The sequence below is a fragment of the Psychrobacter sp. Rd 27.2 genome (assembly GCF_001921755.1).
Classification (GTDB): domain Bacteria; phylum Pseudomonadota; class Gammaproteobacteria; order Pseudomonadales; family Moraxellaceae; genus Psychrobacter; species Psychrobacter celer.
In genome coordinates, this window is the sequence record NZ_MRYB01000002.1 from 116,260 (window position 1) to 143,070 (window position 26,811).

The window sequence follows — 26,811 nt, forward strand, 5'->3', positions numbered from 1 at the left end:
TCAGCGAGCTCCTACGCGGCGAGACAGTTTCCACTGTACGATATTGATGGTCAATAAGATGGTAAATGAAATCAACAACATAAATAGTGCCACGGCTGATGCGCCCCCAACATCGAACTGCTCGAGCTTACTGATGATAATCAGCGGCAAAATCTCAGTTTCCATCGGAATGTTGCCGGCGATAAAGATCACCGAGCCATACTCACCTGTCGCACGGGCAAACATCATTCCAGCGCCCATCAGTAGGGCTGGCATCAGCTCAGGCAAGATCACTTTGCGAAACGTGGTCAAGCGATTGGCGCCCAGTACCGCCGCCGCCTCTTCAAACTCAACCGACAGCTCAGCGAGTACTGGCTGCACCGCCCGCACGATGAACGGAAAGCTGACCACCACCAAAGCCAGCCAAATACCTAAAGGCGTAAAGGCCACTTGAATATCAAACTTGGCAAACCATTGACCGATTAGGCCGTTGGGCGCATACAGGGTAGCAAGCGAGATACCCGTCACCGCCGTCGGTAGTGCAAACGGCAGATCCACCAAGGCATTGATTAAGGATTTGCCCCAAAACTCATAACGCACCAGCACCCAAGCGACCAAGGTACCAAACACCATATTGGTCAGCATCGCTGCAAACGCCATCCATAAGCTCAGCTTAATCGCAGACGTCACCTGCGGTTGGCTGATGGCCTGCCAAAATCCCGTCCAGCCCATTTGCGTCGTGGTATAGGCCATCATGGCAAACGGCAGTACCACCAGTAGCGATAAGCTAAAAACCGTGATACCCATGCTCAGCCCAAACCCTGGCAGCACGTTGCGCTGACGCATACGGGTCAGCCAGCCTTTTTTGGCAGGAGCTTTGTGGGCGGATGAAGCGGTTGCACTCATAGTGATGTCCTATTGCCTAACGAATGGTACGTAACAAAATATTGAGCAATCTACTTAATGATGGTTATGATGGGTCAGCTGAGCTTACGGTATAAAGGACATGGTGTAGATGACCATGTCCTTTTTTTGTTTACCACGGCTTCTCTTGCGCTAGAGTATCGCTCTAGGTACTGCGCTGCTCATTGTTTACTGCAGTGCTTACTGTTTACTGCGGTGCGTTGATCGCTAATTGATCAAAGACGCCATTGTCACTAAAGTAAGTGCCCATGATCTCGTCCCATGAGCCAAAAGCATCATTGGGACGGAAAGTCTCAACCGGTGGCAGTTTGTCACTGTTTTTATCGAGTACGCTTTGTACGCTTGGACGCAGATATAAATCAGCAGCCAATTGCTGGGCCGGCTCGCTCCACAAATAGTCCAAGTAGGCTTTTGCTGCATCAGTGGTGCCTTTTTTGTCCGTGACGGCTTTTACAATGGCCACAGGACTTTCTGACTTGATCGAGTATTTTGGATAGACGATGTCCACTTGACCGGCACCAAAATCAGTCGCCGCCAAGTTGGCTTCGTTTTCAAAGGTTACTAAAACATCGCCAATACCGCGCTGCACAAAGGTTGTGGTTGCCGCACGGCCACCGTTTTCATAGACTTTGACGTTTTTGAGCATCTCTTTTACGTAGTTTTTGGCTGGTGCCTCTTCGTTATTAAACGCATGCAGACCATAACCGTAAGCGCCTAAGAAGGCATAGCGACCATTGCCCGTGACTTTTGGATTGGCCATAACGATCTCAAGACCGTCTTGAGTCAAATCTTCCCAGTCATTGATGCTTTTTGGATTGTCTTTACGTACCAAAAACACGATGGTGCTGGTAAAAGGTACGGCATTATCAGGGAATTTGCTTTCCCAGTCTGACTCAACCAAGCCCTCTTTTTCTAGTAGCTCGATATCAGAGCCTTGGTTCATAGTGGCGACATCGGCTTGTAGACCATTGGCCACTGACAAGGCTTGCTTACTTGAGCCGCCATGCGACTGTTTGATTGTGATGGTGCTATTTGGGTTCTCGCTTTGGTAGTGCTCTACAAATAGCGGGTTGTAATCTTTATAGAAATTACGGGCAACGTCATAAGAGACGTTGAGCAGCTCGATGTTTTGACCATCTGTAGCCGCCGTATCATCAGCGTTTGCGGCGGTGTCGACTGCATCATTATTGCTGCAGCCAGCCAGACCTAAGCTCAAGGCTATGCCTGCTATGCTGAGAGCGCTACGAGTTTTACTTTTTTGTTGATATGGGGCGGCGTATGTCATACTTTCCTCAAAAATGTCTATTAGGTAATGCAAGTATGCTAACAGCGCCATCTTATTATGTTTAATGATGAATATGCGTATGGTATTGCCAAGATGGAATAACTAAAGGATAAAATCAGCCTTATCAAGCGCTTATAAAATACAGCTGAGCACAGAAACAATAAAAGCATCAACAGATACTGTTAAGCAAGTTATGGTATTGCTTGAGCTATAGACGAGCTGGTCGCTAAGCGCTACTATCTTTATTAAATGTTTACCCACTCTTATCACAGCCTTAAAAGGTACTTAAATGATCGCATCTTTGACTCGTTTTTCTCGTGTATTGGCAGCAGGGACAGCCGCCATGACCATGCTGAGCTTAAGCGCTTGCAATAACGTGACACCCGTCATGCCAAACACGCCCGTCACTCAGCCCGAGCAAGCCGCTGCGCCTATGATGCAGGCAGTAGTTGGCGATTATGCCGATGCAGGTTATGAAAATCGCAGCCAAGGCTATGACTGGGTGGGCGTGATGGTACGGTCGGCAGGCAGTGAGCAGATCGATATCAAGGTACGTGCACGTAGCGACATCAAAAAACCAACGTGTCAGTTTGATGGCACCGCCAGCTTAATGGGTCAAGACAAAGCGCACGGTGTGATTTTTCAAACCAAGGTCAATGACAGCACGGCGTTTTTTCAGTTTAAAGATGGCAAGCTAACCATTGATAGCCAAGATAAATATGCACTCAATCAATTTTGCTCAGGTGGCGGTACGCTAGTTGGCGACTATCAGAAGCTTGCAAGCGATTTGGATCTGACCTAAACGTATTATTGTTGAACTGCCAATCTTTAATAACGAATAAAAAAAGGTGCCAGATTTATATTCTGCCACCTTTTTTTATGAGTAATGTTTATCAACAATCAATTGTGATCTATACCGCAGATGCGCCAGTTAACTTGACCTCAGCACGTTGATCTTTTGCGATACCGGCATAGTAATTACGCAAGATCTCTAGTACTTCTGGACGGCTGAAGTTGTCGGGGACTTCGAGATCCTCTGATAGCGCCTTACGCAGCTTGGTGCCAGAGACTTTGACGTGCTCAGAGGCATCATGCGGGCAAGTCTTATCGGACGCCATGGCGCTACAAGCATTACACCAAAACGTCCAGCCAATCTTGAGTGGCTGCGTGATCAAATCATCTTTGCCGACATACTCAAAGATCGTCTGCGCATCAAAGGCGCCATAATAATCACCGACACCAGCGTGATCACGGCCGACAATCAGATGGCTACAACCATAGTTTTGACGGAACACTGCGTGCAGCAGTGCCTCACGGGGCCCAGCATAACGCATATCGAGCGGATAGCCTGCCTGAATGACGGTATCTTGCTTAAAGTAATTGTCAATCAAGGTTTTGATGGCCTCTTGGCGTACCTCAGCTGGGATGTCGCCAGGCTTGAGTGCACCCAGTAAAGAGTGAATCAGCACGCCATCGCAAATCTCGATAGCAATCTTGGCCAAATATTCGTGTGAGCGGTGCATTGGGTTGCGAGTTTGGAAGGCGGCGACCGTTTTCCAGCCTTTGGCGTCCAAGATGGCACGAGTCTCCGCTGGGGTTTTATAAATCTCAGGGTATAAGGTTGGGAACTCGCCCTCACTCAATACCTCGACACTACCTGCGATATTGACCTCGCCTTGGTTAAGCACTTGCTGCACGCCCGGATGCTCGCTGTCGGTGGTAGTAAAGACTTGCTGGCACTCATGGGCTTTGTCAATGGTATAGCTCTCTTCTACCGTCAAGATACCCATAATCTCGCCATCTTTTGCCACCAGTGCTACTTTATCGCCTTGACTCAAGCTGTCAGCCGTCGCCTTCGGTGCCGACAAGGTGATTGGGATTGGCCAAAACAAGCCAGCATTGTCACCGCTTTGCAGACGCATGTCATCGACCACCCCTTGCCAGTCGGCCTGATTCATAAAGCCATTTAGCGGGGTAAAGCCGCCAATACCGAGCATGATCAGATCGCCACGCTCACGTGAGCTTAACGTAATAGTCGGCAAGGTGCTGGCAAGTTTTAGTGCTTGATGGCGCGCCTCACCTTTTAGCAATAATGGTTTAAGCTCCTTGCTGCCATGTGGCGGCACAAGCTTTGATGTCTGGTTAGGCGTAGTAGTACATGTCATGTTTTTAACCTTATAGCAGCGAATAAATCGAATAGGCATAGGCTATCGAACTTTGATTATGAAAATTTATGCTGACTTTGGATATGGATATGTCTTAAAGGAATTTATGTTTATAGAGGCAAGCTTATATGATGTGACACTCAATGATTCAATGATTGACCTTGCGACACCTTTTAGTTTAGGGCGTGTCTTCAATTCACTCGATAGTTATCTAAATGGGCTAAAAATGGCCAAATTTTGCCAAACATCGTCAAATAGTTGGTTAATATCCCGATATTAACGGCGCTATTTTCCTTGTTTGTCCGCAATTTATCTCATTTTTATCACCATTTTTGAAATAAAGACACGCCCTAGTACGCACAACTTAGTACAAAAAAACAGTACACACGCAAATCATTTTCGTCGCCGCATTTATGTTTAAAACAAAATTGAGATTACGTCATGTATCAATACAATTACGCTGACCAAACCTTGGTAGAAGAACGAGTCGCTCAGTTTCGTGACCAAACCGAGCGCTTTTTGGCAGGCGAGCTTGCCGAGGAGCAGTACTTACCACTGCGTCTACAAAACGGTCTGTATATCCAGCGCTATGCGCCTATGCTGCGTATCGCCATTCCTTATGGGTTGCTTGCCAGCTACCAGTTGCGCAAATTGGCTGAAATTACCCGCAAATACGACAAAGGCTACGGCCACTTTACCACCCGTACCAACATGCAGCTGAACTGGCCAAAGCTAGAAGAAGTGCCCGATATTTTGGCAGAGCTGGCCTCAGTACAAATGCATTCTATCCAAACCTCAGGCAACTGTATTCGCAATACCACCACCGACCCTTATGCTGGTATTCATCAAAATGAGATTGCCGACCCACGTCCGTATTGCGAAATCATTCGTCAGTGGTCAACCTTTCATCCTGAGTTTGCTTTTTTGCCGCGTAAATTTAAGATTGCCGTGATTGGCACGGAAAATGATCGTGCGGCCACCCGTGTACATGACATTGGTCTGCATCTCAAGAAAAACGAAGACGGCGAGCTTGGCTTTGAAGTCTTGGTCGGCGGCGGTCTTGGTCGTATTCCTGTGCTTGGCAAAGTCATCAATAAATTCTTGCCCCGTCAGCATCTACTTAGCTATCTAGACGCTATTTTGCGGGTTTATAACCTGCATGGTCGCCGTGATAAAGGCAGTAAATACCGCTCACGTATCAAAATTTTGGTTGATACCTTGGGCGGCCCTGCCTTTGCCAAATTGGTCGATGCTGAGTGGGAGGCGCATACCAAAGATGGGCCGCTAACGCTGACAGATGCCAACTTTGAACATGCCAGCAGTTTTTTTAGTGAGCCTGATTATAAAGAATTTGATGCACTGCAAGCGCAATCTGATTTGCAGCAGCAATTAAGTGCGGATAAAGACTTTGCCAATTGGTACAACCAAAATACGGTGGCGCATAAAGTTGCAGGCTACCGAGCGATTGTCATCTCCCTAAAGGCAGGTCTCGTCGATGGTAAATACGTGCCATCAGGTGATGTCACCCATACCCAAATGGACGCACTCGCTGACCTTGCGGACCAATACAGCTTTGGCGAGCTGCGTGGCACTTATCAGCAAAACCTGGTCTTCGCTGACGTGCAAACCAATCAGCTGTATGAGCTATGGCAAAAGCTGACTGACCTACATCTGGCGCGTCCCAATATCAATACCTTAACCGATATGATCGTCTGCCCAGGCTGGGACTATTGCTCGCTGGCCAATGCCACCACCCACAATATCGCTGAGCAAATCGAAAAGCAGTTTAGCGATTTGGATTACCTCTACGATCTTGGTGATATTCGTCTGAATATGTCGGGCTGTATCAATGCCTGTGCCCACCACCATACTGGCGATATCGGTATCCTCGGCGTCGATAAAAAAGGCGAAAACTGGTATCAAATCAGCCTTGGCGGTAATTCAAGTAACGATGCCAAGCTGGGCAAAATACTGGGCCGCTCCGTCCCTACCGAAGCGGTGGCAGATACCATTCAACAGATCGTCGATGTCTATGTCGAGCTGCGAGCCACCACGGACAATGATGTCGAGAGCTTTGGCGAATTGGTTGAGCGTGTCGGAATTGATCCTTTTAAGGAGAAGGTCTATGGCTAATCACCATATTTTGGATAGTAGCGGCGTCGATATTAGCGCTCAAGACAGCTGGCATGCTCTCACCACAGATACGCTGCCAGATGGTATCGCCTCGATAGAGCTTACGCTACTTGAGCTGCTACAAAAACAAGAAAAACCTGATGTGCTAGTACCTCTAGCCGATCTGTTGGACGGCTCAGGGGCACTGGCAACGGGGTTGGTGAAAGAAGTGTATGAGCTGATTGTCCAGCACAGTAGCCGTATTGGACTATGGGTGACTGCGGATACCGATACAGAGGCGCTGACCGCACTGAGTGAGCTGCTATTAACGCAGACGCTTATCGTCATACATGTGCCCAAATTTGCGGATGGTCGCGGCTTTAGCTTCGCTCAAACGCTGCGCCAGCTGGGTTATCAAGGAGAGATTCGGGTCGCTGGCGCATTTGGCCGTGATCAAATTGCTTACTTACTACGCGTGGGCGTCGACAGCTTTGTGCTCAGTGAACACGACTTGCAGTCGGACTTTAATATCTCTCAAGCATTTACCGCCCTTGCTAGCAGTTATGACGGTCGTAACGCCGCCGCACTGCCAATGTTTGCCGGTGCTTAGTTTTTGAGTCCTTTATTAAGTTTTCTCTAAATTTTTATTACCTCCATCCCATTTAAGGAACGTATTATGAGCCAGTTACACCCAAACCTAGACATTGACCAAGCCAATCAAGACCTGCAAGGCAAATCACCAGAAGAGATCGTGGCATGGGCACTGACGCAAGCGAAAAACCCAATCATCACCACCAATTTCCGTCCTTACGAGTCTGCTATCTTGCATTTGGTCGCCAAACAAAAACCTGATATCACTGTACTCTGGGTAGACTCTGGTTATAACACCGATGCCACTTACCGCTTTGCTAATAAAGTGATCGAAGATTTAGACCTCAATGTCATTACTTATATCCCTAAGCAGACGGCTGCCCACCGTGATGTCACGATGAATGGTATCCCGGGTGTCAATGACGAGCAGCACGACAAGTTCACCGAGCAAGTCAAACTTGAGCCGTTTCGCCGTGCACTCGATGAGCTAAAGCCTGACGTCTGGTTCAATGCCATTCGCAAGGATCAAACCGAGTTCCGTCAAGGACTTGATGTGCTTAGCCTCTCAAAAGACGGCGTGCTAAAAGTAGCGCCGTTATTTGAAAAAATCGATAGCGATTTAGACGACTATTTGCTTGAGCATAATTTACCAAACGAGTTTGATTACTTTGATCCGACTAAAGTAGAAGAGCACCGCGAGTGTGGCTTGCACACGCAGTTATAATCAAGCGTTACCGTAACTCATCGTTTAAAAAGCTCTGTTTAAAAGGCTCTTTTACTCTTGTAAGAGAGCCTTTTTGTCGCAAGCGCTCTTAACACTATTCCCTCCTCTATGCCACATTCCACCAAAAATCACCATCAACATGACAAAAACGACTATGCTAATGCCAATTCACTGCATGAGACGTAGCGCGTGATACCTCATAATGGATGCATATTTTATGACATTGAATACATTGCTGGTGATGCTATGAACACCTTTCCATTATTTTTTAAACTAAAAGACCGCAAGGTACTGATCGTGGGCGGCGGCGATGTGGCGCTGCGTAAGGCAGATTTGCTTAGCCGTGCTGGGGCTGCCATTACCATTCTAGCGCCAGATATCAGCACTGAGATACAAGCCTTGCTCTCAGACGATAAGCACGAGCTGATTTATAAAAATTATGATAAATCCCATATGACAGGTGCACGAGTCATGATCGCCGCCACGGATGATGAGACGCTCAATCATCAAATTCACGCTGACGCCACTGCGCTCAATATTCCGGTAAACGTGGTTGATACCCCGCATTTATGTGACTTTATCTTCCCCGCTATCGTCGATCGTAACCCCATTGTGATTGGTATCTCATCCAACGGTAAAGCGCCGGTGCTGGCACGTTTACTGCGGGCACGTCTTGAGACCCTCATTCCACAAGGCTATGGCAAGCTGGCCAAGCTGGCTGGTGAGTTTCGTAGTGAGGTAAAACGTAAAATACCAACCCTGACAGGCCGTCGGCAGTTTTGGGAGCGTGCCTTTGAAGGTCAGGTCAGTCAGCTGATGTTTGCCGGTAATGAGCGTAAGGCCACTACCCAGCTAAAAGCAGATTTAGAAAGTACAGTAGCTGCTCTTGAATATAGCGCTAATCATAGCGTTGACCCTGATGCCCATAACCCTGCTAATAGTCCTGCTACAACGTCTAGTCAGCATTCACAGGGCCACAGCACAGAATCACTATCGGCCTCTGCGCCTGTAGCAACAGATAAGTTAACGACTACTCAACATACTGCTATTGTTGGTGAGGTCTATATCGTCGGTGCAGGCCCTGGTGATCCAGAGCTTTTGACGTTTAAGGCGCTGCGTCTGATGCAGCAAGCAGACATCGTCTACTATGATGCCCTAGTTTCTCCGCAAGTATTGGATCTGTGCCGCCGTGATGCCGATAAAGTGTTTGTCGGTAAAAAACGCAGCAACCATGCGGTCGCGCAATTGGGTATCAATGAGCTGCTCATCAATAGCGCCAAACAAGGTCGCCGTGTGGTACGTCTAAAAGGTGGCGATCCCTTTATCTTTGGACGTGGCGGCGAAGAGATTGAAAGCTTGCGGGCGCATGGGGTTCCTTATCAAGTGGTACCAGGTATCACCGCTGCTAACGCTGCCGCCAGCTATGCTGGTATTCCCCTTACCCACCGTGATCATTCGCAGTCGGTGCGTTTTGTCACTGGGTTTTTAAAGGCGGGTGCGCCCAATGAGAAGTTTGAAAACTTACTTGATACCAATGAAACCGTGGTATTTTATATGGGCCTACATTCGCTGGCACGTTTAACGACAGGTTTGATTAGTGCTGGCCGCTCGTCTGAGACACCGATTGCCATCGTCTCTAATGCCAGTATGCCCAATCAGCAAGTATTGACTGGTACGCTTGAGAGTATCGTGGAGCTGCAAGAACAAAACCAGCTGCCCACGCCCGCCTTACTTATCATGGGAGATGTGGTGGCGCTGCATGATGATTTGGCATGGTACAACAAACATAATAAAAATACTGGCGCTACAGAAGATAATTGGTTACGTACAGAAACAGCTATCACGGACCAAGATGCAAAAAAACCGATAGACCAGCAAGCCCATGCGCTCTCTATGGTCGCTAATTTGGCTGCTCAGCAAGAAGAAAGCTTAGAGCAATTGGTAATTGGATAATGTTTGCTTGATTTCGAACGGACTATAATATAGCCCTGTCAATATGTTATTGGCAGGGTTTTTTTATGTGCGTGCAACACAGCAAACCTCCCCAATTCTTGCTAGAATGAATGCTTTCTACTCATTGCCTTTAAGCCCAATTATGCCCGCACCTACTGATACCAAATCCATGCCTATAAAACCTCTAAATATCTTACATACCTCCGATTGGCATTTGGGGCGCAGGCTCTATGGTCGTATGCGCTATGATGAGTTTGCAGCGTTTTTGGGTTGGCTTGAAACCGCCATTAGCGAGCAACACGTAGATGTACTGATTGTCGCCGGCGATATCTTTGACAACATGACCCCAAGCAACCGAGCGCAGGCGCTGTATTATGAGTTTTTGGGTCGAGTCTCACGCTCCTGTTGCCAGCATATCGTCATCGTCGCCGGCAATCATGACTCCCCGACTTTTTTGGATGCACCAAGTCATGTGCTTAAATTTTTAAACGTCCATGTCATTGGCACCGCTTGCGAGGACTTAAACGATGAGGTCTTGGTATTAGATGACACGGACGGCGCGCCGCACTGCATCATCACCGCTGTGCCCTATCTGCGTGATCGTGATGTCCGTAGCAGCACCGCTGGTGAGTCCGCCGATAGCAAAGACGCCAACGTCATCAAAGGCATCCGCGCCCATTATGATGACGTTGCGAGCATTGCTAAAGTAAAACAAGCTGAATTGGCCGAAGTACACCAACGCCATATTCCTATCATTGCCACAGGACATCTTTTTGCAGCTGGTGGCACAACAACCGAAGACGACGGCGTACGTGAGCTTTATGTCGGCTCACTCGGCAAGATCTCTGCTGATATGTTTGATGAGGGCTTTGATTATGTCGCCCTTGGGCACTTGCATGTCCCGCAGCGGGTCGGCGGCCGTGAGACCATTCGCTATTCAGGTTCGCCGATTGCCATGGGTTTTGGTGAGGCACGCCAGCAAAAACAAGTGTTGCTCATACAGTTTGGCGCAGTAGAAAATGTGTTTAATGATAAAAAACCAACGTCAAACAATACCGCTGCTCATACTGTTGCAATCAATGTGCCTCAGATCCCCAGTACAGTTGCCACAATTGAAAAATCAGTAGAAAAATCCGCTAAAAAAGTAGCCAATCAGGAGAATGGCTTTATGGATGATTTGTTTGGATTTGACGAACCGTCGGCCAATGACAATAAAGATGAGGTGGCAAAAGTTGCTGTCATAGAAAGCGCTTCTGCTAGTCAAGACGAACACAATCAATTACTGCCTATTGATGTCGCTCCTACTAATAAAATGCTGTACCGTAATGATTCTAATCAGATGCAAGTGACCTCCCTATCCATTCCAAAATTTCAAAGATTGGCACAAGTCTCAGGTGATCTACAGTCTATCCAACAGGCGATTGATAGTACTACTCAGTCTTTAGATGACACGGAGTCTGTTTGGCTTGAAGTGATTTACACAGGTGACGAGCTGGTCAGTGAGTTACGTGAGCATATCCAAGCGATGGTAGATGGGTTGCCGTGTGAGGTACTAAAAATAAAAAACACCCGTACCTATAATAAAGTGCTAAACCAGCAGCAAACCTCTGAGACACTACAAGACTTGGATGAGGAAGAGGTATTTGAGCGCTGTCTGCTTCTGAACGAGGTCGCAGATGAACAAAAAAACGCCCTGCGAGAAGCCTATCAGCAAATCATATATAACCTGCGTCATGAAGACACTCAGGCGGAATAACAGCCGCTCATGTCAACTACTCGCTACTCACTGCTTTATTGCTTTTTACTATCATTTTGATAACCACTCTATAGACCTATCTAAAAATAAGACCTGCCCATGCGACTGATTGAACTGCGACTAAAAAACCTCAACTCCCTAAAAGGCGAATGGCACATTGACTTTAGTGATCCTGCTTTTTTGAATGAAAGCATCTTTGCCATTACTGGGCAAACAGGCGCTGGCAAGACCACCATCTTAGATGCGATTTGTTTAGCACTCTATAGCCAAACGCCACGACTGGGCGACATTACCGGCTCAACCAACGAGATCATGACCCAAGGTACAGGTGAATGCTCAGCAGAAGTCATCATCGAGATCGACTCTACACGTTATCAATGCTACTGGTACCAGCATCGTGCGCACAAAAAAGCCAAGGGCAATTTATTACCGATTAGACATGAGATCAGCGAGGTCAAAACTGGCAAGATTTTAGAAGAAAAAAAGTCCAAGACATCCGCCTATATCCAAGACCTTATCGGTATGGATTTTAATCAATTCACCCGCTCCATCATGTTGGCTCAAGGCAGTTTTGCCGCATTTTTGAAGTCGGATATCGGTGATAGAGCGGCGATATTAGAAAAAATCACTGGTACTGCCATCTATGCCAAAATATCGCTCAATGTCCATGAGAGACACCGTACTGAAAAAGAAACGCTTGGCAAACTACAGGCAGGCGTGGACAGCCTATCTTTACTGAGCTCTGAGGATGAAAAGCGATTGGCAGCAGAGCTTGAGACGCTTAACCAGCAACAAAGTAAGCAGCGCCAACGCTTTAAAACCCTAAGTGAGCAGCTGCAGTGGCTGGAGCAGGTTGAGCAGCTACAGCAGAGCCTTGCGAGTTATCAAGAAGATTTTTCCGCAGCACAGCATGCACAGATAGAATTTACTCCAGAGGCCAAGCGCTTGGAGCTAGCCAGTAAAGCGTTAGAGATTGACAGCCAGTTTCATAAGCTTGGCTATAGCCGAGAGACGGTCAATCGGCTTAGCAGTGAACAGCATCAATTACTCAGTAATATTCCATCTCAGCAAGCAGTGCTTGCACAAGTTACGACCCATTTAAACGATATCACTACCATTGAAAAACAAGCAACAGATAATCTGCAAACTACTCTGCCTGTTATTGCAAAGACACGCGAATTGGATGCTGAGATAAAACAGCAATCTCACTCTTTGGCAAACGACAAGCAACGTAAAGACGATTTAGTCAATAATACGCAACGATTACATCAAGAAATAGCCAGACACAGCCAAACAGAGCAAGAGACGAAGACTCAGCTTGGCAGTCTAGAAAAGTATTTTGATGATTATAAAGAGCTAAACGACCTTGATACCGATATGGCGACCTTTGATAGCAGCTGTGGCCGACTAAAGACGCTGCTGGATGACAATGTCGGCTTGACTACGGATAAACTTGCGTATGACCATCGAGCCAGCCAGCTACAAGCTGATTTCGATAAGCTGTCTAAGCAACAAGATTCAGATAGTTTATTAATAACCAAGCAACGCGAGCAACTTGCCAGCGTACAACAGCAGCAAGCGGCACTTATCGAAAAACAATCGCTTGCAAGTATGCGTCATGAGCAAGAGCAAGTCGACCAAATCAACACCCAGATTGCCCAAGCCAGCTATAAGTTACAGAAGCTGTCCGATCTTGTCCGCCAAATCGCAAATACCAAACGTTCACTACCGACGCTCAATGAAGAATTAACGACCTTAGAAGGACTCATTGCTGAGCATCGCTCAGACATTCAAGACGCCAAACTCAAGCGGCAAGAAAAGCAAGAGCATCTGAGTCTACTACAAAAGGTCGCTAAGCTTGAAGACTACATCGCAGAACTAGAAGATGGGACGCCCTGCCCGCTTTGCGGCGCCACTGAACATCCTTATGGCAAGCATCATCCATTATTAGACCGCAGTCACCAGGATACCAGCCAACACCAACCCTCTAAAACGCAACACACCCAGCAAAAAATAGCGGAACTAGAGACCGTGATTGATAACCTTGAGCAAGCGTTATCAAAACACAATATCGAATATGCCACCAAAAAACAGACGCTAAATAACCAGCAGCAACAGCTGGCGCCACTACAGCAGCAAGCCAAAACCTTACACAGTGATGTTCAGGCTTACCTTTCCTCGCTATTTGAGGCTAAAAACAATCACTCTGAAGCAATCGCAGCAATTATCGACCCACTTACGCAGATAAACGATAACATTGATGCGGCTACTGCGAACCTAGAGCCTAGCTTATCCTTATTAGATACCGCCAAACACGATCTAACTGAACATAAACAGTCTCTTAAAACCATAGTAATCGAATATGACAATTTAACTGAAAGTGCGACAAAACTCAGTACGGCTATTGAAGCTGATGAAAAAAAGCAACAAGCGGTCAGTCATGACATTAACAACCTGACAACTGACATTAAGCTTAACTCACAAAAAATTAATGGGATAAAAGATAAGATCACTGCTAATTTCTCAGAATTAACGCCTCTGCTGAGCACCATTTCAGCCCTGGTAAATAAGTATCCCATGGACCAACATAAAGCATACTTAACCACAGCGCTCAATACGGCAGACTTATCTGACGCACTTACGCAGCTGGGTCATAGTTTTGATAAGCAAACCGTAATAGACAGCGCAGCATATGACCGTCATATTGAAAAACTGCGGCAACAGCGCAGCGCTTTAAGTCAGTTAAAACAACAATTCAATGAGCAAAAAAACAGCCAACAGCAGCTGACCAACACCTTAAGCGGCCTGACTGCGCAGATTGAAACCAAGCAAGCACAGCTGCACAGTGATGAAACAGCGCTCAACGAGCTAGAGCGCTTAATTGCTCATAAGACCAAGACTATCGAACAATTAAAACAAGATAGAACAGAGATTTTTGCAGATAAAGATACAGATGATGAAGAAAATAAATTACGCAATGCTGTCGATGCTGCTAAAGATAAGCAAAGAGTAGCGCAAAGGCAGTTAGATACCGTACAACAGGCATTAGAACAATTAAAGAGTAGAGAGCAGCAGCTAGCAACAGAGCTACAGTCGGCGACGACCACCCTGAACACTCAGCAAAGTATCTTTACAGACTTACTCACAGCGTCCGATTTTGTCGATGAAGCCGCTTTTGTCAAAGCCCGCTTGCCCAAAGAGGAGCGTGACGCCCTACATAAACGTAAAGTAGCGATTGATACTGCGCTGCATCAAGCTCAGCTGCAGCTGGACAGTACGCAGCAAGCACTGACGCAAAGTCTTGCTGCGCCTATGACGGATGCAAGCCGAGAGCTCCTTGCTGACCAATATCAGCAGATACAAACAGATATCGACGAGTTAAACCAAAAAATCGGTGCCATTGATCAAAAGCTTAAAGACAACGAGCAGCAAAAAAGTGCACAAGCGGCGCAGCGGATCGCCATTGATGAGCAAAGACAAAAGCTACAAGTATGGCAGCAGCTGCATATGCTTATAGGGTCGGCTGATGGCAAAAAATATCGTACCTTTGCCCAAGGCCTAACGTTTGAAGTCATGATTGGCCATGCCAATACGCAATTGCAAAAAATGAGTGACCGTTATTTGCTGATTCACGACGACAGCAACCCGCTTGAGCTGAATGTCATTGACAACTACCAAGGCGGTGAGGTTCGTAGCACCAAAAACCTCTCCGGCGGCGAAGGCTTTATCATCAGCCTAGCACTGGCACTTGGGCTGTCGCAGATGGCCAGTCATAATATCCGTGTCGATTCGTTATTTTTGGATGAAGGTTTTGGCACGCTTGATGAGGATTCACTTGATATTGCACTCGACACTTTAACCAATTTGCAGCAAGAAGGTAAATTGATCGGAATCATCTCCCACGTACAGGCGTTAAAGGATCGTATCTTGACGCAAATCAAAGTCGAAAAACTCTCAGGCGGCTTTAGCCAAATCAGCGGACAAGGCTGCTATCATCTTGGCCATTAAGCCACACACCAGCAATTTATAGTAGGTTTTAAAATGAGTGCAACACCAACTCAAGCCAACAAGGATGATCGCTTATCCATCAAAAGCATGAGCCTCAAAACAGCGTGTGCTTCTTTTATGATCGCTTTCGGTATGCTCACTTCTGCTCACGCCACCATCAGCTGTGCCGGTTATTTACCCAACAGTTATTTTGAGCGTATCGAAAACAATGTTAAATTCGCTGGCAAACTGACTGAACAAGCCGATGGGTCGCAGCAGCTACAAGACCTAAACGGCAACGTTGTTTTAGATAGTCTCACCGATGCCTATATAGTAATGGACACATATTTACTGGCCAAACAGCAAGGTAAATATGGCGTGGCAAACGCTGCTGGCGAGATTATCGTGCCTTTTAAGTATGATCAGATTCACATCGAGCCAGATATTGCCACCAGCTTTATCGTCAGTGTGGGTACTACAGGCATCGCCGACAATAGCGAAAACACCAGCAAGCAAGGCATTATCAATCGGCATGGTAATTGGATTTATCCATTAGCTGATGCTCGTATTCAGCATGCGCACTACGATCCTGATTATGATCAAGACTATTTTATCGTGACTACAAAGGACGGGCTAACAGGGCTGCTGGATGATAGAGGGTATTGGGCAGTGATGCCGCAGTACGATTCGATGCGCCCATTAAATGCTTGTACTGGTGACCCCTTATATATGCAAGTCAGCTCACAAGATAAAACGGCACTTATTGACCAAAATAACGATGTCATCATTCCACTGGCAACCCACCAACACATTGAGTTGTTTAACAGCTATGATGAGGTGCCATTATTTTTGCGCAGTACTTTGATCGCTGGCAGTAGCGCCGAGGGCATGAGCGAGGATATTGAAGACGATATCGAAAGCGCCCAAATTATTGATGCCCATGGCAAACTGAGACTCTCATCAGACGCACCTATTAGTAAGCTGTTATACCATCAGCTCTATACCTATAAACAGGCTGGCAAGATTGGGTTTGTTAATAGTAAAGCTGACGTGGTGTTGGCGCCACAATTTAACAGTTATCGTGATGACGGGGATGAGGTATTGCTTGAAAAGCAAGGAAAAATGCCGCGTTTAGAGCATTTTATTGACCTTGAGTGAATTCAACTACTTACTAAGTTCAACCAATAAAAAGCCACCGCTAATCATTAGCGGTGGCTTTGGTTTAAAACATAAGACTGTTTTCGGGTTATCTTCTTAACTCTTCATTAATTTCTTGTTGCACCAACTCTATCTGATTACGCAGTCTATCAGAGATTTTATTGGGCAGATCATTCAGCTTTTTGAGCTTGAATGAAAAATAAACACTAAAAACACCACTAGTGATTAACGCCAAACCTGTCCAAATAAGCACTGTCATGCCAGAGAGGATAGGATTCCAGATTAATAAAAAAGCGAATATTAATCCCAACACCCCGATCAGCATCAACACGCCCCAGTCTGAGATGCCGTAGCGCTTCAAGTCAACGGCATAACCGATGGCGCTAATAGAACGAAATAGAATTAAAAATCCGACATAAAACGCTAAAGTAATTATAGAGATGGCGGGGTTGATGAACAGCAATATACCAACGGCCAATGTCAAAATACCAAAGCCCAGTGTCCAGCCCCAGTTGTCTAACACGTCTTTATTGGCGATAGAAAACACGATCTCAAATATGCCTGAAAGCAAAAACGAGAGACTAAATAATAAAGCCAGCGCTAAATAAGACGCTTCTGGCGAAACAAAAGTATAAACCCCCAACCCAATGAGAATCACCCCAACGATAAGCGGTATATACCAGTGTTTGACTGAGTTTCTAATGGTTCTAAAGATATGCGTACTCATGACCTCCCCTTTATCACTCTTTTATGATGTTATAAATAATAAGAGAATGATAAAGGATAGTAGCGACTACTGTGTCCATCCTTTACCAAATAGCCTATTTAGTCACCAAACTACTCAACTCGCTCATCAGCACGGACAACGTCGATAAACCAATCTCACCATCGATGGCGTCAAGCTTATCCATTTCAGCCTCAGTCGCTGCCAATTGGTCTGTATGACGCGAGCGCCATTCACTAAAGGCTTGCTTGGCATCTGGTTTTGAGAGTATCGCGTCCATTAGCATACGTAGGCTACGTGACAGCTCATTGACTAACGCATGACGCGCGCGGCGATCCCAATAGTCTTGCTGCGGTAAGGTGGCGATATTATCCATCATCCAATCGAGCTGCAAGACATGATACGCCTCAAAGTACAATGTGGCGATTTCATCGACAGGGCGCTCATATTGCTCAGCGAGCAATGCTGCATCTAGCGCATCCACGTGATATGGCAACATCGCAAACATCGTCGCATCATTTTCAGCCAAATCTTCTTGCATCAAGCTTGTGGCATCTTCTTGCAAATACTCGGCAAATTGCTGCTCAATAAACCCACCAGATTTGGTCAGTTTTTCCACACTGTCGCTAAAGCGGCCAATCATATCAGCGACTTGTAAGTCTTGACCAAAGGCATTGATAAACCAGACCGCGCCATGCTCTAGTGCATCACGCAGACGCAGCTCTAGATTTAATAGCAACGTGGCATCCACTTGATTGTCTAACACTTCAAGCGTTTTCCATGCTTTGGAGATATTAAAGACATCACGGCTGATGGCGTAACCGCGCACAATGGTTGCCAGTGACTGCCCCGTCTCTTCATACAGACGGAACAGCGCCTCGATACCCAACCGGTTGACCACACTATTGGTCAGATAGGTGCTGATAATCTCACGGTGCAAGCGGTGCTGGGTCATCTCATCAAAGAAACGTGTCGCCAGCTCATCAGGGAAGTATTTGCGTAGCTCATTGATAAAATATGGCTCATCTGGCAAATCAGACAATAGCAAGTTGTCATACACCCACATTTTTCCATACGCTAAGACGACTGCCAGCTCAGGATTGGTAAGGCCTACCCCAGCTTTTTGGCGTTTAGCAATCTCTTCATCCGATGGTAAATACTCAATAGCACGGTCCAGACGACCTTCGCCCTCTAGCATTTGAATAAACCGCTGATGATCGCTTAAGTTGGCGGCTGCACGGATATGACTGAGCTCAATCGCTTGGGGCTGTAGGTAGTTTTGGCGCAGTACCAGCTCGGCCACGGTATCCGTCATGGACTCTAGCAGCTCATTACGCTGCTTTAGGGTCATATCACCTTGCTCAACGACTTTGCCAAGCAATATTTTGATATTGACTTCATGGTCTGAGCAGTTGACCCCGCCTGAGTTGTCGATCGCATCGGTATAGATGCGCCCGCCCGTCTGTGCGTACTCGATACGCCCTTGCTGGGTAAAGCCTAAGTTGCCGCCCTCACCGACGACAGCCGCGCGCAGCTCACCACCATTGACCCGAACAGCATCATTGGCGCGGTCGCCGACATCGGCGTGCGTCTCGTTTTCACTTTTGACATAGGTACCGATACCGCCGTTCCAGATCAGATCGACAGGTGACTTTAGTAATGCGCTGATCAGCTCATTGGGTGCCAAGCTATCTTCGCTGATATCAAACAGCGCTTTCATCTCAGTACTGATAGGGATGCTCTTATCGGTACGCGAAAACACGCCGCCACCTTGGCTAATAAGCGATTTGTCATAATCATCCCACGTCGAGCGCGGCATCTCAAACAAGCGCTCACGCTCTGCAAACGACGTCGCAGTGTCTGGACTGGGATCAATAAAGATATGCAGATGATTAAAGGCAGCGACCAGCTTGGTGTGGGTGGATCTAAGCATGCCATTACCAAAGACATCACCGCTCATATCACCGATACCGACCACAGTAAAGTCATCGCGGTTTTGGATATCCATGCCGCGCATACGGAAGTGACGCTTGACCGACTCCCAGCCGCCGCGGGCGGTGATACCCATAGCTTTGTGATCATATCCAACCGAGCCGCCAGAGGCGAAGGCATCGTCAAGCCAAAAGTTATACTCGCTTGCTAAGCTATTTGCAATATCAGAAAAACTTGCTGTGCCTTTGTCAGCGGCGACGACCAAATACGGATCATCTTCGTCATGACGCACGGTGTTGGCTGGCGGGACGATCTGTCCATCGACGATATTGTCGGTGACATCAAGCATACCGCGCAGGAATGTCTGATAGCAGGCAATCCCTTCTGCTTGGAAGGCATCGCGGCCATCAGCCATGGTTTTGGTCTTGACGATAAAACCGCCTTTGGAGCCGACAGGTACGATCACCGCGTTTTTGACCATCTGCGCTTTGACCAAGCCGAGCACTTCGGTACGAAAATCTTCCATACGATCTGACCAGCGCAGACCGCCGCGTGCCACTTTACCGCCGCGTAGATGCACCGCTTCTACGCGCGGCGAGTAGACAAATATTTCAAACATGGGCTTGGGTTTGGGCAGATTGGGGATATCGGCTGCCAAAAACTTAAACGACAAGCGGTCTTTACGCTGACCCTCGCTATCAGTTTGATAAAAGTTGGTACGTACCATCGCTTTGATGAGATCCAAATACCAACGCAAAATACGGTCTTCATCGAGGCTATCGACATCGGCCAGCGCTGATAAGATCTGCTCTTCGATCTCAGCGGTTTTTTTGACGCGACTCTCATCATCATGCTTGGGGTTCATGCGCGCATCAAACAGGCTACCGAGTGCCACACTGATGTCACTGTTTTTGACCACCGTTTGCTGGATATAGGTACTAGAAAACGGCGCACGAGCTTGTACCATATAGCGTGATAAGGCGCGCAGCACCACCACATCAAAGGTATCTAGCTTGGTCGTAAGCACCAGCTCGTTAAACGAGTCACTCTCGACCCGCCCTGCCCAAATCTGCTTAAGGCTGTCCTCAAACTGACCGCGCACCACTTGCATATTGACCGCATCCACGTGTTCGAGCATTAGCTCATACTCTTGCATCCAGATGGGCTGCTCTGGCAAGTCAAATTCATATGTCTGCGCCGATATCACCGACACCCCAAAATTCTCAAGGATAGGCAGTACTTTTGATAAGATAACTGGCTGCTCGCGGCCGTAGAGCTTTAAGTGTAGCTGATTGCTAGCGTCGCCTGTTGATTGGTATAGGTGCCAAATCATCGGCTGCTCATCACTCAAGATTGCCAAGCGTTTGATGTCCTCCACACCAGTGCGCGCATCAAAACGCTCTTGATACGCGGCTGGGATATGGCTCATAAAACGGCGGTTTAGGGCATTGGCCTGCTGCTCGCCGACATTATCTAGCAGCATTTTTTGGTAATTGTCGCTCCAAGATTGCATCAGCGCTGAGAGCTTTTCTTCAAGCGCGGCGGTATTGACCTCTTTTACTTGACCTGGCACGGTGCGCACATGGACGTGTACGCGGGCATGGGCCGATTCATTGAACTCCGTGGTAAAGCCAGATGATGTGCCACCATAAGCTTCTTTTAGGACGTTTTGCACCTTGATACGCAGCTCAGTGTTGAACTTATCGCGCGGGATATAGACCAAACAGGAGACAAAGCGCTGATAATGATCGACGCGGCTAAATAAGCGTAGGCTTTTTTTGTCTTGTAGCTGACTGATGCCAGAGACGATAGGATAGAGTTCCTCTACGCTGGCTTGAAACAGATCATCGCGAGGCAAGGTGTTGATGACATGCATCATTTTGTGATGGGCGTGACCATCGCGCGGTAGATCCGCCATTGCCATGATTTTATTGGCTTTTTCTCGCAGTAGCGGTATTTGCTGCACAGTGAGCTGATAGGCTTGTGAAGTCAGTAGTCCAATAAAGCGATATTCACCGACCAGCTTGCCGCTGTCATCGAATTTATGAATACCCAAAAAGTCCATATAAACAGGGCGATGTACAGGCGAGACTCGGCTTGATTTGGACAGCATCAAGACGCGCGGCTCGGTCAGTAGCTGCTTTAGGACGGTGGGCAGTTGGCTAAAGCTTTCTGATAGCTTGTCTTCCTCCGCGCCGCGCAGTAACCCAAGGCCACTATTGCCGATCGCAAACAAATCTAAGTCCGCAGGCTTATCATGAGAGTTGGCGCTGTCTTTATTATCGACATTATCTACCTCGATGGCTTGCCCGCCCTCCAGACGATACTCGCGGTAGCCCAAAAAGATAAAATGATCGTCCAATATCCATTCTAAAAACGCCTGGATCTCTTGCTGAGAATAAAACACCTCCGGCAAGGGCTTGCAGGCCAGCTCATTTTTGACTTCCATCAACTGCGCACGCATTTGTTTCCAGTCGCCAACGACTGTATCGAGTGTGTCAATTTTATTTAGTAGCATTTGCTGGAGGGCGGCCAAGTCTTCACTATCCTGATAGGCGATTTCGCAATGAATCATCGACAGGTGCGAGGTGGCGCTTTCATGCGCGTTATGAATATGTGTGAGATTACCCTCAGCGTCGCGCTCGACATTGATAATGATGTTGTACGTACGATGAACATCGATACCTTCGGACTCTAGACTCATCAAAATCGTGTCGACCAAAAACGGGCGATCATAAGCGACGATTTGAATGACGGTATGTGAGCTATGAAAATGCTGCTCTTCGGCCTTTGGGTTGAGCACCGACAATTGCGGCTTGCTGCCATCATAAGCTTTGAGCAAAGTAAAGTGATGAAGCGCCATGCCAGCTAAGTCAGCATTGCTGATAGCTTTCGCCGTCTCTTGATGGAGCGGCTGATAATAGCTATGAATAAAGCGATCGAATGATGACTTGTCCTTTTGTACATAACTGGTGGCGATATCGCTTATCTGGCTGATGCGCTCTTCGGCGATATTCAGAGAGTTTGGCATGTCCTTTGTCCTTTTTTATATATGTAGCATACTGATATTTATTTGAGTTTATTAATCTGTGCTATTTCGCTGTCCATAACGCTATCGTTTTTTATGTCTGATTTGTGTAGATTTTCTCCTTTTTGATGCGTCTGTTTAAAAACATAGAGCCGGTCAGACTTAACACCGTCAATCTATGGCAGTTTAACGCACCTCAGGCATCAGCTAAAGTGTACAACATCATTTCATGAATCAGCGCGATGTCGATAACCTTTACTAATGAAACAGTCAGTGGTTTTGGACTCAGATGGTGCAATATAGGCTGGCGGGCGGATACTCATGGCAATCGCTGCGCTTTTTTTGTTAGAATACGGCAGTATATTTAATAGTGCGTCAATGATTCACATTTCTTGCTGAATACGGCGAATACTAAAGGCAATAATACTAAGGGCAAAATGTATGATGAATATTTTGGTGATTGGTTCAGGTGGCCGCGAGCATGCGCTGGCATGGCAATGTGCAAAAGACGACACTGTCAAAAATGTCTACGTCGCACCAGGTAATGCAGGTACTGCGCTAGAGCCTAAGTGCCAAAATGTCATATTAAATGACACCAATGGCGAGCACAGCGGTGTGATTGAGTTTTGTCAAGCCAACGCCATCGATATGGTCATCGTTGGGCCCGAGGCACCGCTGGTCACAGGCATCGTCGATGCTTGCCGCGATGCTGGTATCAAAGCGTGGGGCCCGACGGCATATTGCGCGCAGCTAGAAGGCTCAAAAACCTTTGCCAAAGAATTTATGGCGCAAAACAACATCCCAACCGCCACCTATCAAGGCTTTACCGATGCCGCTGCTGCCAAAGCTTATATCGATGAGCAAGGCGCGCCGATTGTTATCAAAGCAGACGGTCTGGCCGCAGGCAAAGGCGTTATCGTAGCAGAGACGATCGAACAAGCCTACGAAGCCATCGATGATATGCTGGCGGACAACAAGTTTGGCGATGCTGGCAGCCGCGTGGTAATTGAGCAGTTTTTGCAGGGCGAAGAAGCCAGCTTTATTTGTATGATTGATGGTGACAACATTTTACCTATGGCGACCAGCCAAGATCACAAACGCGCTTATGAAGGTGATACAGGCCCCAACACTGGCGGCATGGGTGCATACTCTCCTGCCCCCGTCGTTACCCAAGCGGTGCATGATAAAGTAATGACGCAAGTGATTCAGCCCGTGGTTGATGCCATGAAAGCTGCAGGTCATCCTTATACCGGATTTTTATATGCTGGTCTGATGATTGACAAGTCAGGCGACCCTTATGTTATCGAGTTCAACTGCCGTTTTGGTGATCCAGAAACTCAGCCAATCTTGATGCGCCTGCAGTCATCAATGGTCGACTTGGTCGCGCAAGGGCTGGCGGGTCAGCTGCCGAGTGCTGCCAAATGGGACGCGCGCCCTGCCCTTGGTATCGTCATTGCCTCTAAAGGCTATCCTGAAAGCTCATCGAAAGGCGATGTCATTGCAGGCTTGCCAAAGCTTGATACCGACAATGCCAACTCAGTCAAAGTCTTCCATGCTGGCACCGCGTTTTCTGACGCAGAGGCACAAGATCAAAGCGCCAATCATCAAAAAGAAGTCGTGACCAACAGTGGCCGCGTCCTATGCGTGACCGCCTTGGCAGATAACATCTCGGACGCGCAGCAAGCGGCGTTGGCAGTTACTGGTGCGATTAGTTTTGATGGGGCGCAGTATCGCCGTGATATTGGTCATCATGCTATCGCTCGCGAAAACAGCCGCTCATAAAATGGTGATAAATGTGGGCCAACTTTAGCCTACCGCGTGTGCTGTTTTAGCTTATTATCGTAAATCTGATCAGATCTAGTGTCATGCTGGATCTGATTTTCTTTATGCTGCATGGCTGCATCTGTGATGACTAGCCGTATGCACTGAGCTTACAAAGTAACTGCTATCAGAGCGCATCGCTTCATCAACCCAAGGCAGTTTCTGTGATACAATTTTGTACCGACCATCGCATGTCCCTTGTATTGTAGGTTTTATGCCCGCAAATCAATAGCAACCGGATGAATGATTATATTTATGGCACACGATACGTCTAAACCCTCTAGTACCAAGCACTCTATCGATAACCTAAAAACCTCAGGGTTTGAGCGCCGGATGTCGATTGCCAAAACTTCCTTAAATATTGGGCGTCGTTGGGCGGGCAACAGCGTGTCTGGTATGTTTTTAAATAAAGAAGCACGCACCGCACGCAACCAAGCCTTTATGGAGACACAAGCAAACTATCTTGCTACCGAGCTTGGCAAACTAAAAGGCTCCGTGGTCAAAATCGGCCAGATGCTCGCAATATATGGTGAGCACATACTGCCTCCCGAGATTACGCGTGCGCTGCAAACGCTCAATGATGATACCGCCACACTATCATGGCCAACGATTGAGCAAACGCTTCATACATTGTTGGGTGATAAAATAAGCGAGCTGGCGATTGATCCGACCCCTATCGGTACAGCGTCTTTGGCTCAAGTACACCGTGCTACCGTCATTGCCACAGGTGAGCAAGTCGTGCTAAAAGTCCAGTATCCAGGCGTCGCGGATGCCATCAACTCAGACTTGGCTTTGTTTAAACAGTTATTAAAGGTTAGTAACATCGTGCCGCAAACGCGAGCGCTTGATGCTTGGTTTGAGGAGATACGCGACCTACTCCATCATGAGGTAGATTACGAAGCAGAAGCGGCCACGACAGAGCGTTTTTATGAGCGCCTAAAAGATGATCCACGTTATATCGTACCCAAAATCAATCGCACGTACTCCAAAAAACGTCTGCTGTGCATGTCCTATGAGCCAGGTATCACAGTGGTTTCTACATCGCTGCAACAGTTGTCGCATCAGCGCCGTAACGCCATTGGTCAAGCTGCTATCGAAATCATGATGAAAGAGATTTTTGTTTGGGGTGAGATGCAGACAGATCCCAACTTCGGTAACTATCTGGTACGCGTTAGTGAAAACGAAGACGATATCGACAAATTGGTGTTGTTGGATTTTGGCGCGATACGTCAATTTGACAATCACCTCTTGAGTATCGCTCATGGTTTACTAAAAGCTGGCTACCACCATGACCATCAGTCCATGATGCGAGCCATGACTGGTTATGACTTCTTTGATAGCATGAGTCAAAAGGTCAGATCTGATATCGCTGCTCTATTCCTATTGGCCACAGAACCCTTTAGCAATCCTGCGACCAACCCTGATATTCTAGCGGAATGTCTAGATGCTGACAGCCGCTATATTTGGGCAAATAGTAAATTGCATTCTCGCCTCTCATCAAAGGCTAGTCGTGCCATGCAGTCTTTTGAATTCAATTTACCACCAAAAGAGTTCATGTTTATCAGTCGTAAGTTTATTGGTGCCTATACATTTTTGACAGTACTAGATGCTTATACTGATTCTGATAAACTGGTAAGGCCTTATTTATAATTTTAGTGATTTTTGCTTAAATTTAAGCACCATTTTTTAACCGCCTTCTTTTAGAGGCGGTTTTATTTTATTCAATTTTTTTACTTAGGCTATTTTATATATTTTATTTAGCCTTCTAGGCTTATCTAGGCTTTGCTCTCTATTTTTACTTAGGCTATTCTTAACTTTTATGAGTACTTAGATTCGCTTGCCATTGATCAAATCTGGTATTGTAGCCGGCAGGCTTACGCATACAGAGCTCCCAGCATATCTCACCGCGCGCCAGATACTTCACTTCGAAGTGGGTACGCTGGCTATCTTGTGGTACCTTGTAGCGCTCATTGGGTAAGCACCATACTTTCGTCGCCTGCTGCTCGGCATTATCCATATAGCTCTCAATGTTGGTGGCCAATATGATCTCTCCACCTACCTGCAAACGTGATAATAAAAACTCAAAAAACGGCATGTTTAACCACTGCTGATTGGGGTTATGCTGCTCAGGATTGGGGTACAGAATAAAGATCTTGGCGATACTATTCGGCTCTATCGCATGGACAACCCAGGCGATCGCATCAGCATGTATCGCATCTAGGTTCGGCAATGCTTGGCGCTCGGCCAATTTTGCAAAAGCATCGAATTTGTTGCGCGTACGCTCAATGGCAATCAAGTGCTGGTCTGGGTGCTCGGCGGCGAAGCTAAGCGCATGCTTGCCCTTCCCCGCTCCAATCTCTAAGAGTAAGGGCGCAGGGTTTGCCGTTTGTTGTATGATTGGAGGAATACAAAAGCTGCGCGGTGCTGAAAGCTTGTTTGGTTGAAAGGCACGCTGCTGTCGGTGCGTAAGCTCGATATGTTCGGTCATCTACTATCCTTAAAGCATTTGTCTTTTGCCATTATTCGGCCACATGCTATTATATAGTCAATCCGCGACAATAGTAATATAACGCTGGCAAGTCATGCTTCCCACCTCCCTGTTTTGGGAATGTCTTCTTATCAAAAAAGCGATAAAACTGAGATAGATAACCATCAAACAAATAGCACTGATA

The 26,811-nt window shown here is 47.1% G+C and carries 16 protein-coding genes; 10 read left to right on the forward strand and 6 right to left on the reverse strand.

Translation table 11 applies throughout. The features are described 5' to 3' along the window. A complete protein-coding gene (cysT, locus tag BTV99_RS02835) occupies positions 1–885 on the reverse strand; it encodes a sulfate ABC transporter permease subunit CysT (protein WP_075100855.1) in 885 nt (294 codons plus the stop codon). Between the two features lie 205 nt (positions 886–1,090). Next, complete coding sequence (locus tag BTV99_RS02840; RefSeq protein WP_075100856.1) at positions 1,091–2,188, reverse strand: sulfate ABC transporter substrate-binding protein; 1,098 nt, start codon at positions 2,186–2,188, stop codon at positions 1,091–1,093. Between the two features lie 289 nt (positions 2,189–2,477). Here BTV99_RS02840 and BTV99_RS02845 point away from each other — a divergent pair, with 289 nt between their 5' ends. Next, entirely contained in the window at positions 2,478–2,990 is a 513-nt protein-coding gene (locus BTV99_RS02845) for a hypothetical protein (RefSeq protein WP_075100857.1), read from the forward strand. Between the two features lie 109 nt (positions 2,991–3,099). On the opposite strand, the gene sat is transcribed toward BTV99_RS02845, so the two are convergent. Continuing rightward, positions 3,100–4,353 carry a sulfate adenylyltransferase gene (gene sat, locus BTV99_RS02850; protein WP_075100858.1) on the reverse strand — a complete coding sequence of 418 codons (1,254 nt, stop codon included), beginning with the start codon at positions 4,351–4,353 and terminating at the stop codon, positions 3,100–3,102. Positions 4,354–4,794: 441 nt separating this feature from the next. Between sat and BTV99_RS02855 the strand changes: the two genes are divergently transcribed. The 7 genes from BTV99_RS02855 to BTV99_RS02885 all read left to right on the forward strand — a co-directional run bounded on the left by BTV99_RS02855 (position 4,795) and on the right by BTV99_RS02885 (position 16,634). After that, a complete protein-coding gene (locus BTV99_RS02855) occupies positions 4,795–6,486 on the forward strand; it encodes a nitrite/sulfite reductase (RefSeq protein WP_075100859.1) in 1,692 nt (563 codons plus the stop codon). Continuing rightward, positions 6,479–7,075, forward strand: a complete 597-nt coding sequence (locus tag BTV99_RS02860) for a DUF934 domain-containing protein (RefSeq protein WP_075100860.1) — start codon at positions 6,479–6,481, stop codon at positions 7,073–7,075. The genes BTV99_RS02855 and BTV99_RS02860 overlap by 8 nt, the downstream gene beginning before the upstream one ends. A 66-nt stretch (positions 7,076–7,141) precedes the next feature. Beyond that, on the forward strand, positions 7,142–7,780 hold the full coding sequence (locus BTV99_RS02865; RefSeq protein WP_075100861.1) for a phosphoadenosine phosphosulfate reductase family protein: 639 nt from the start codon (positions 7,142–7,144) through the stop codon (positions 7,778–7,780). A gap of 246 nt (positions 7,781–8,026) precedes the next feature. Then, positions 8,027–9,733 carry a uroporphyrinogen-III C-methyltransferase gene (gene cobA, locus BTV99_RS02870; RefSeq protein ID WP_075100862.1) on the forward strand — a complete coding sequence of 569 codons (1,707 nt, stop codon included), beginning with the start codon at positions 8,027–8,029 and terminating at the stop codon, positions 9,731–9,733. A gap of 142 nt (positions 9,734–9,875) precedes the next feature. Next, positions 9,876–11,489, forward strand: a complete 1,614-nt coding sequence (locus BTV99_RS02875; protein WP_256713715.1) for an exonuclease SbcCD subunit D C-terminal domain-containing protein — start codon at positions 9,876–9,878, stop codon at positions 11,487–11,489. A gap of 99 nt (positions 11,490–11,588) precedes the next feature. Then, positions 11,589–15,497, forward strand: coding sequence for an AAA family ATPase (locus BTV99_RS02880; RefSeq protein WP_075100863.1), 3,909 nt, complete (start codon positions 11,589–11,591; stop codon positions 15,495–15,497). Positions 15,498–15,530: 33 nt separating this feature from the next. Beyond that, positions 15,531–16,634 carry a WG repeat-containing protein gene (locus BTV99_RS02885; RefSeq protein ID WP_075100864.1) on the forward strand — a complete coding sequence of 368 codons (1,104 nt, stop codon included), beginning with the start codon at positions 15,531–15,533 and terminating at the stop codon, positions 16,632–16,634. An 88-nt stretch (positions 16,635–16,722) separates the two neighbouring features. On the opposite strand, the gene BTV99_RS02890 is transcribed toward BTV99_RS02885, so the two are convergent. Together BTV99_RS02890 and BTV99_RS02895 are read right to left on the reverse strand one after the other, a co-directional pair. After that, a complete protein-coding gene (locus tag BTV99_RS02890) occupies positions 16,723–17,361 on the reverse strand; it encodes an HdeD family acid-resistance protein (protein ID WP_075100865.1) in 639 nt (212 codons plus the stop codon). 94 nt (positions 17,362–17,455) lie between these two features. Beyond that, positions 17,456–22,321 carry an NAD-glutamate dehydrogenase gene (locus tag BTV99_RS02895; RefSeq protein ID WP_075100866.1) on the reverse strand — a complete coding sequence of 1,622 codons (4,866 nt, stop codon included), beginning with the start codon at positions 22,319–22,321 and terminating at the stop codon, positions 17,456–17,458. A gap of 441 nt (positions 22,322–22,762) precedes the next feature. On the opposite strand from BTV99_RS02895, the gene purD reads away from it, so the two are divergent. Then, on the forward strand, positions 22,763–24,100 hold the full coding sequence (gene purD / locus BTV99_RS02900; RefSeq protein WP_075101025.1) for a phosphoribosylamine--glycine ligase: 1,338 nt from the start codon (positions 22,763–22,765) through the stop codon (positions 24,098–24,100). Positions 24,101–24,394: 294 nt separating this feature from the next. Continuing rightward, complete coding sequence (locus BTV99_RS02905) at positions 24,395–25,789, forward strand: AarF/ABC1/UbiB kinase family protein (protein WP_075100867.1); 1,395 nt, start codon at positions 24,395–24,397, stop codon at positions 25,787–25,789. A 160-nt stretch (positions 25,790–25,949) separates the two neighbouring features. Here the strand turns inward: BTV99_RS02905 and BTV99_RS02910 are convergent, their stop codons facing one another. Beyond that, a complete protein-coding gene (locus tag BTV99_RS02910) occupies positions 25,950–26,627 on the reverse strand; it encodes a tRNA (guanosine(46)-N(7))-methyltransferase TrmB (RefSeq protein WP_075100868.1) in 678 nt (225 codons plus the stop codon). Positions 26,628–26,811: the final 184 nt, after the last annotated feature.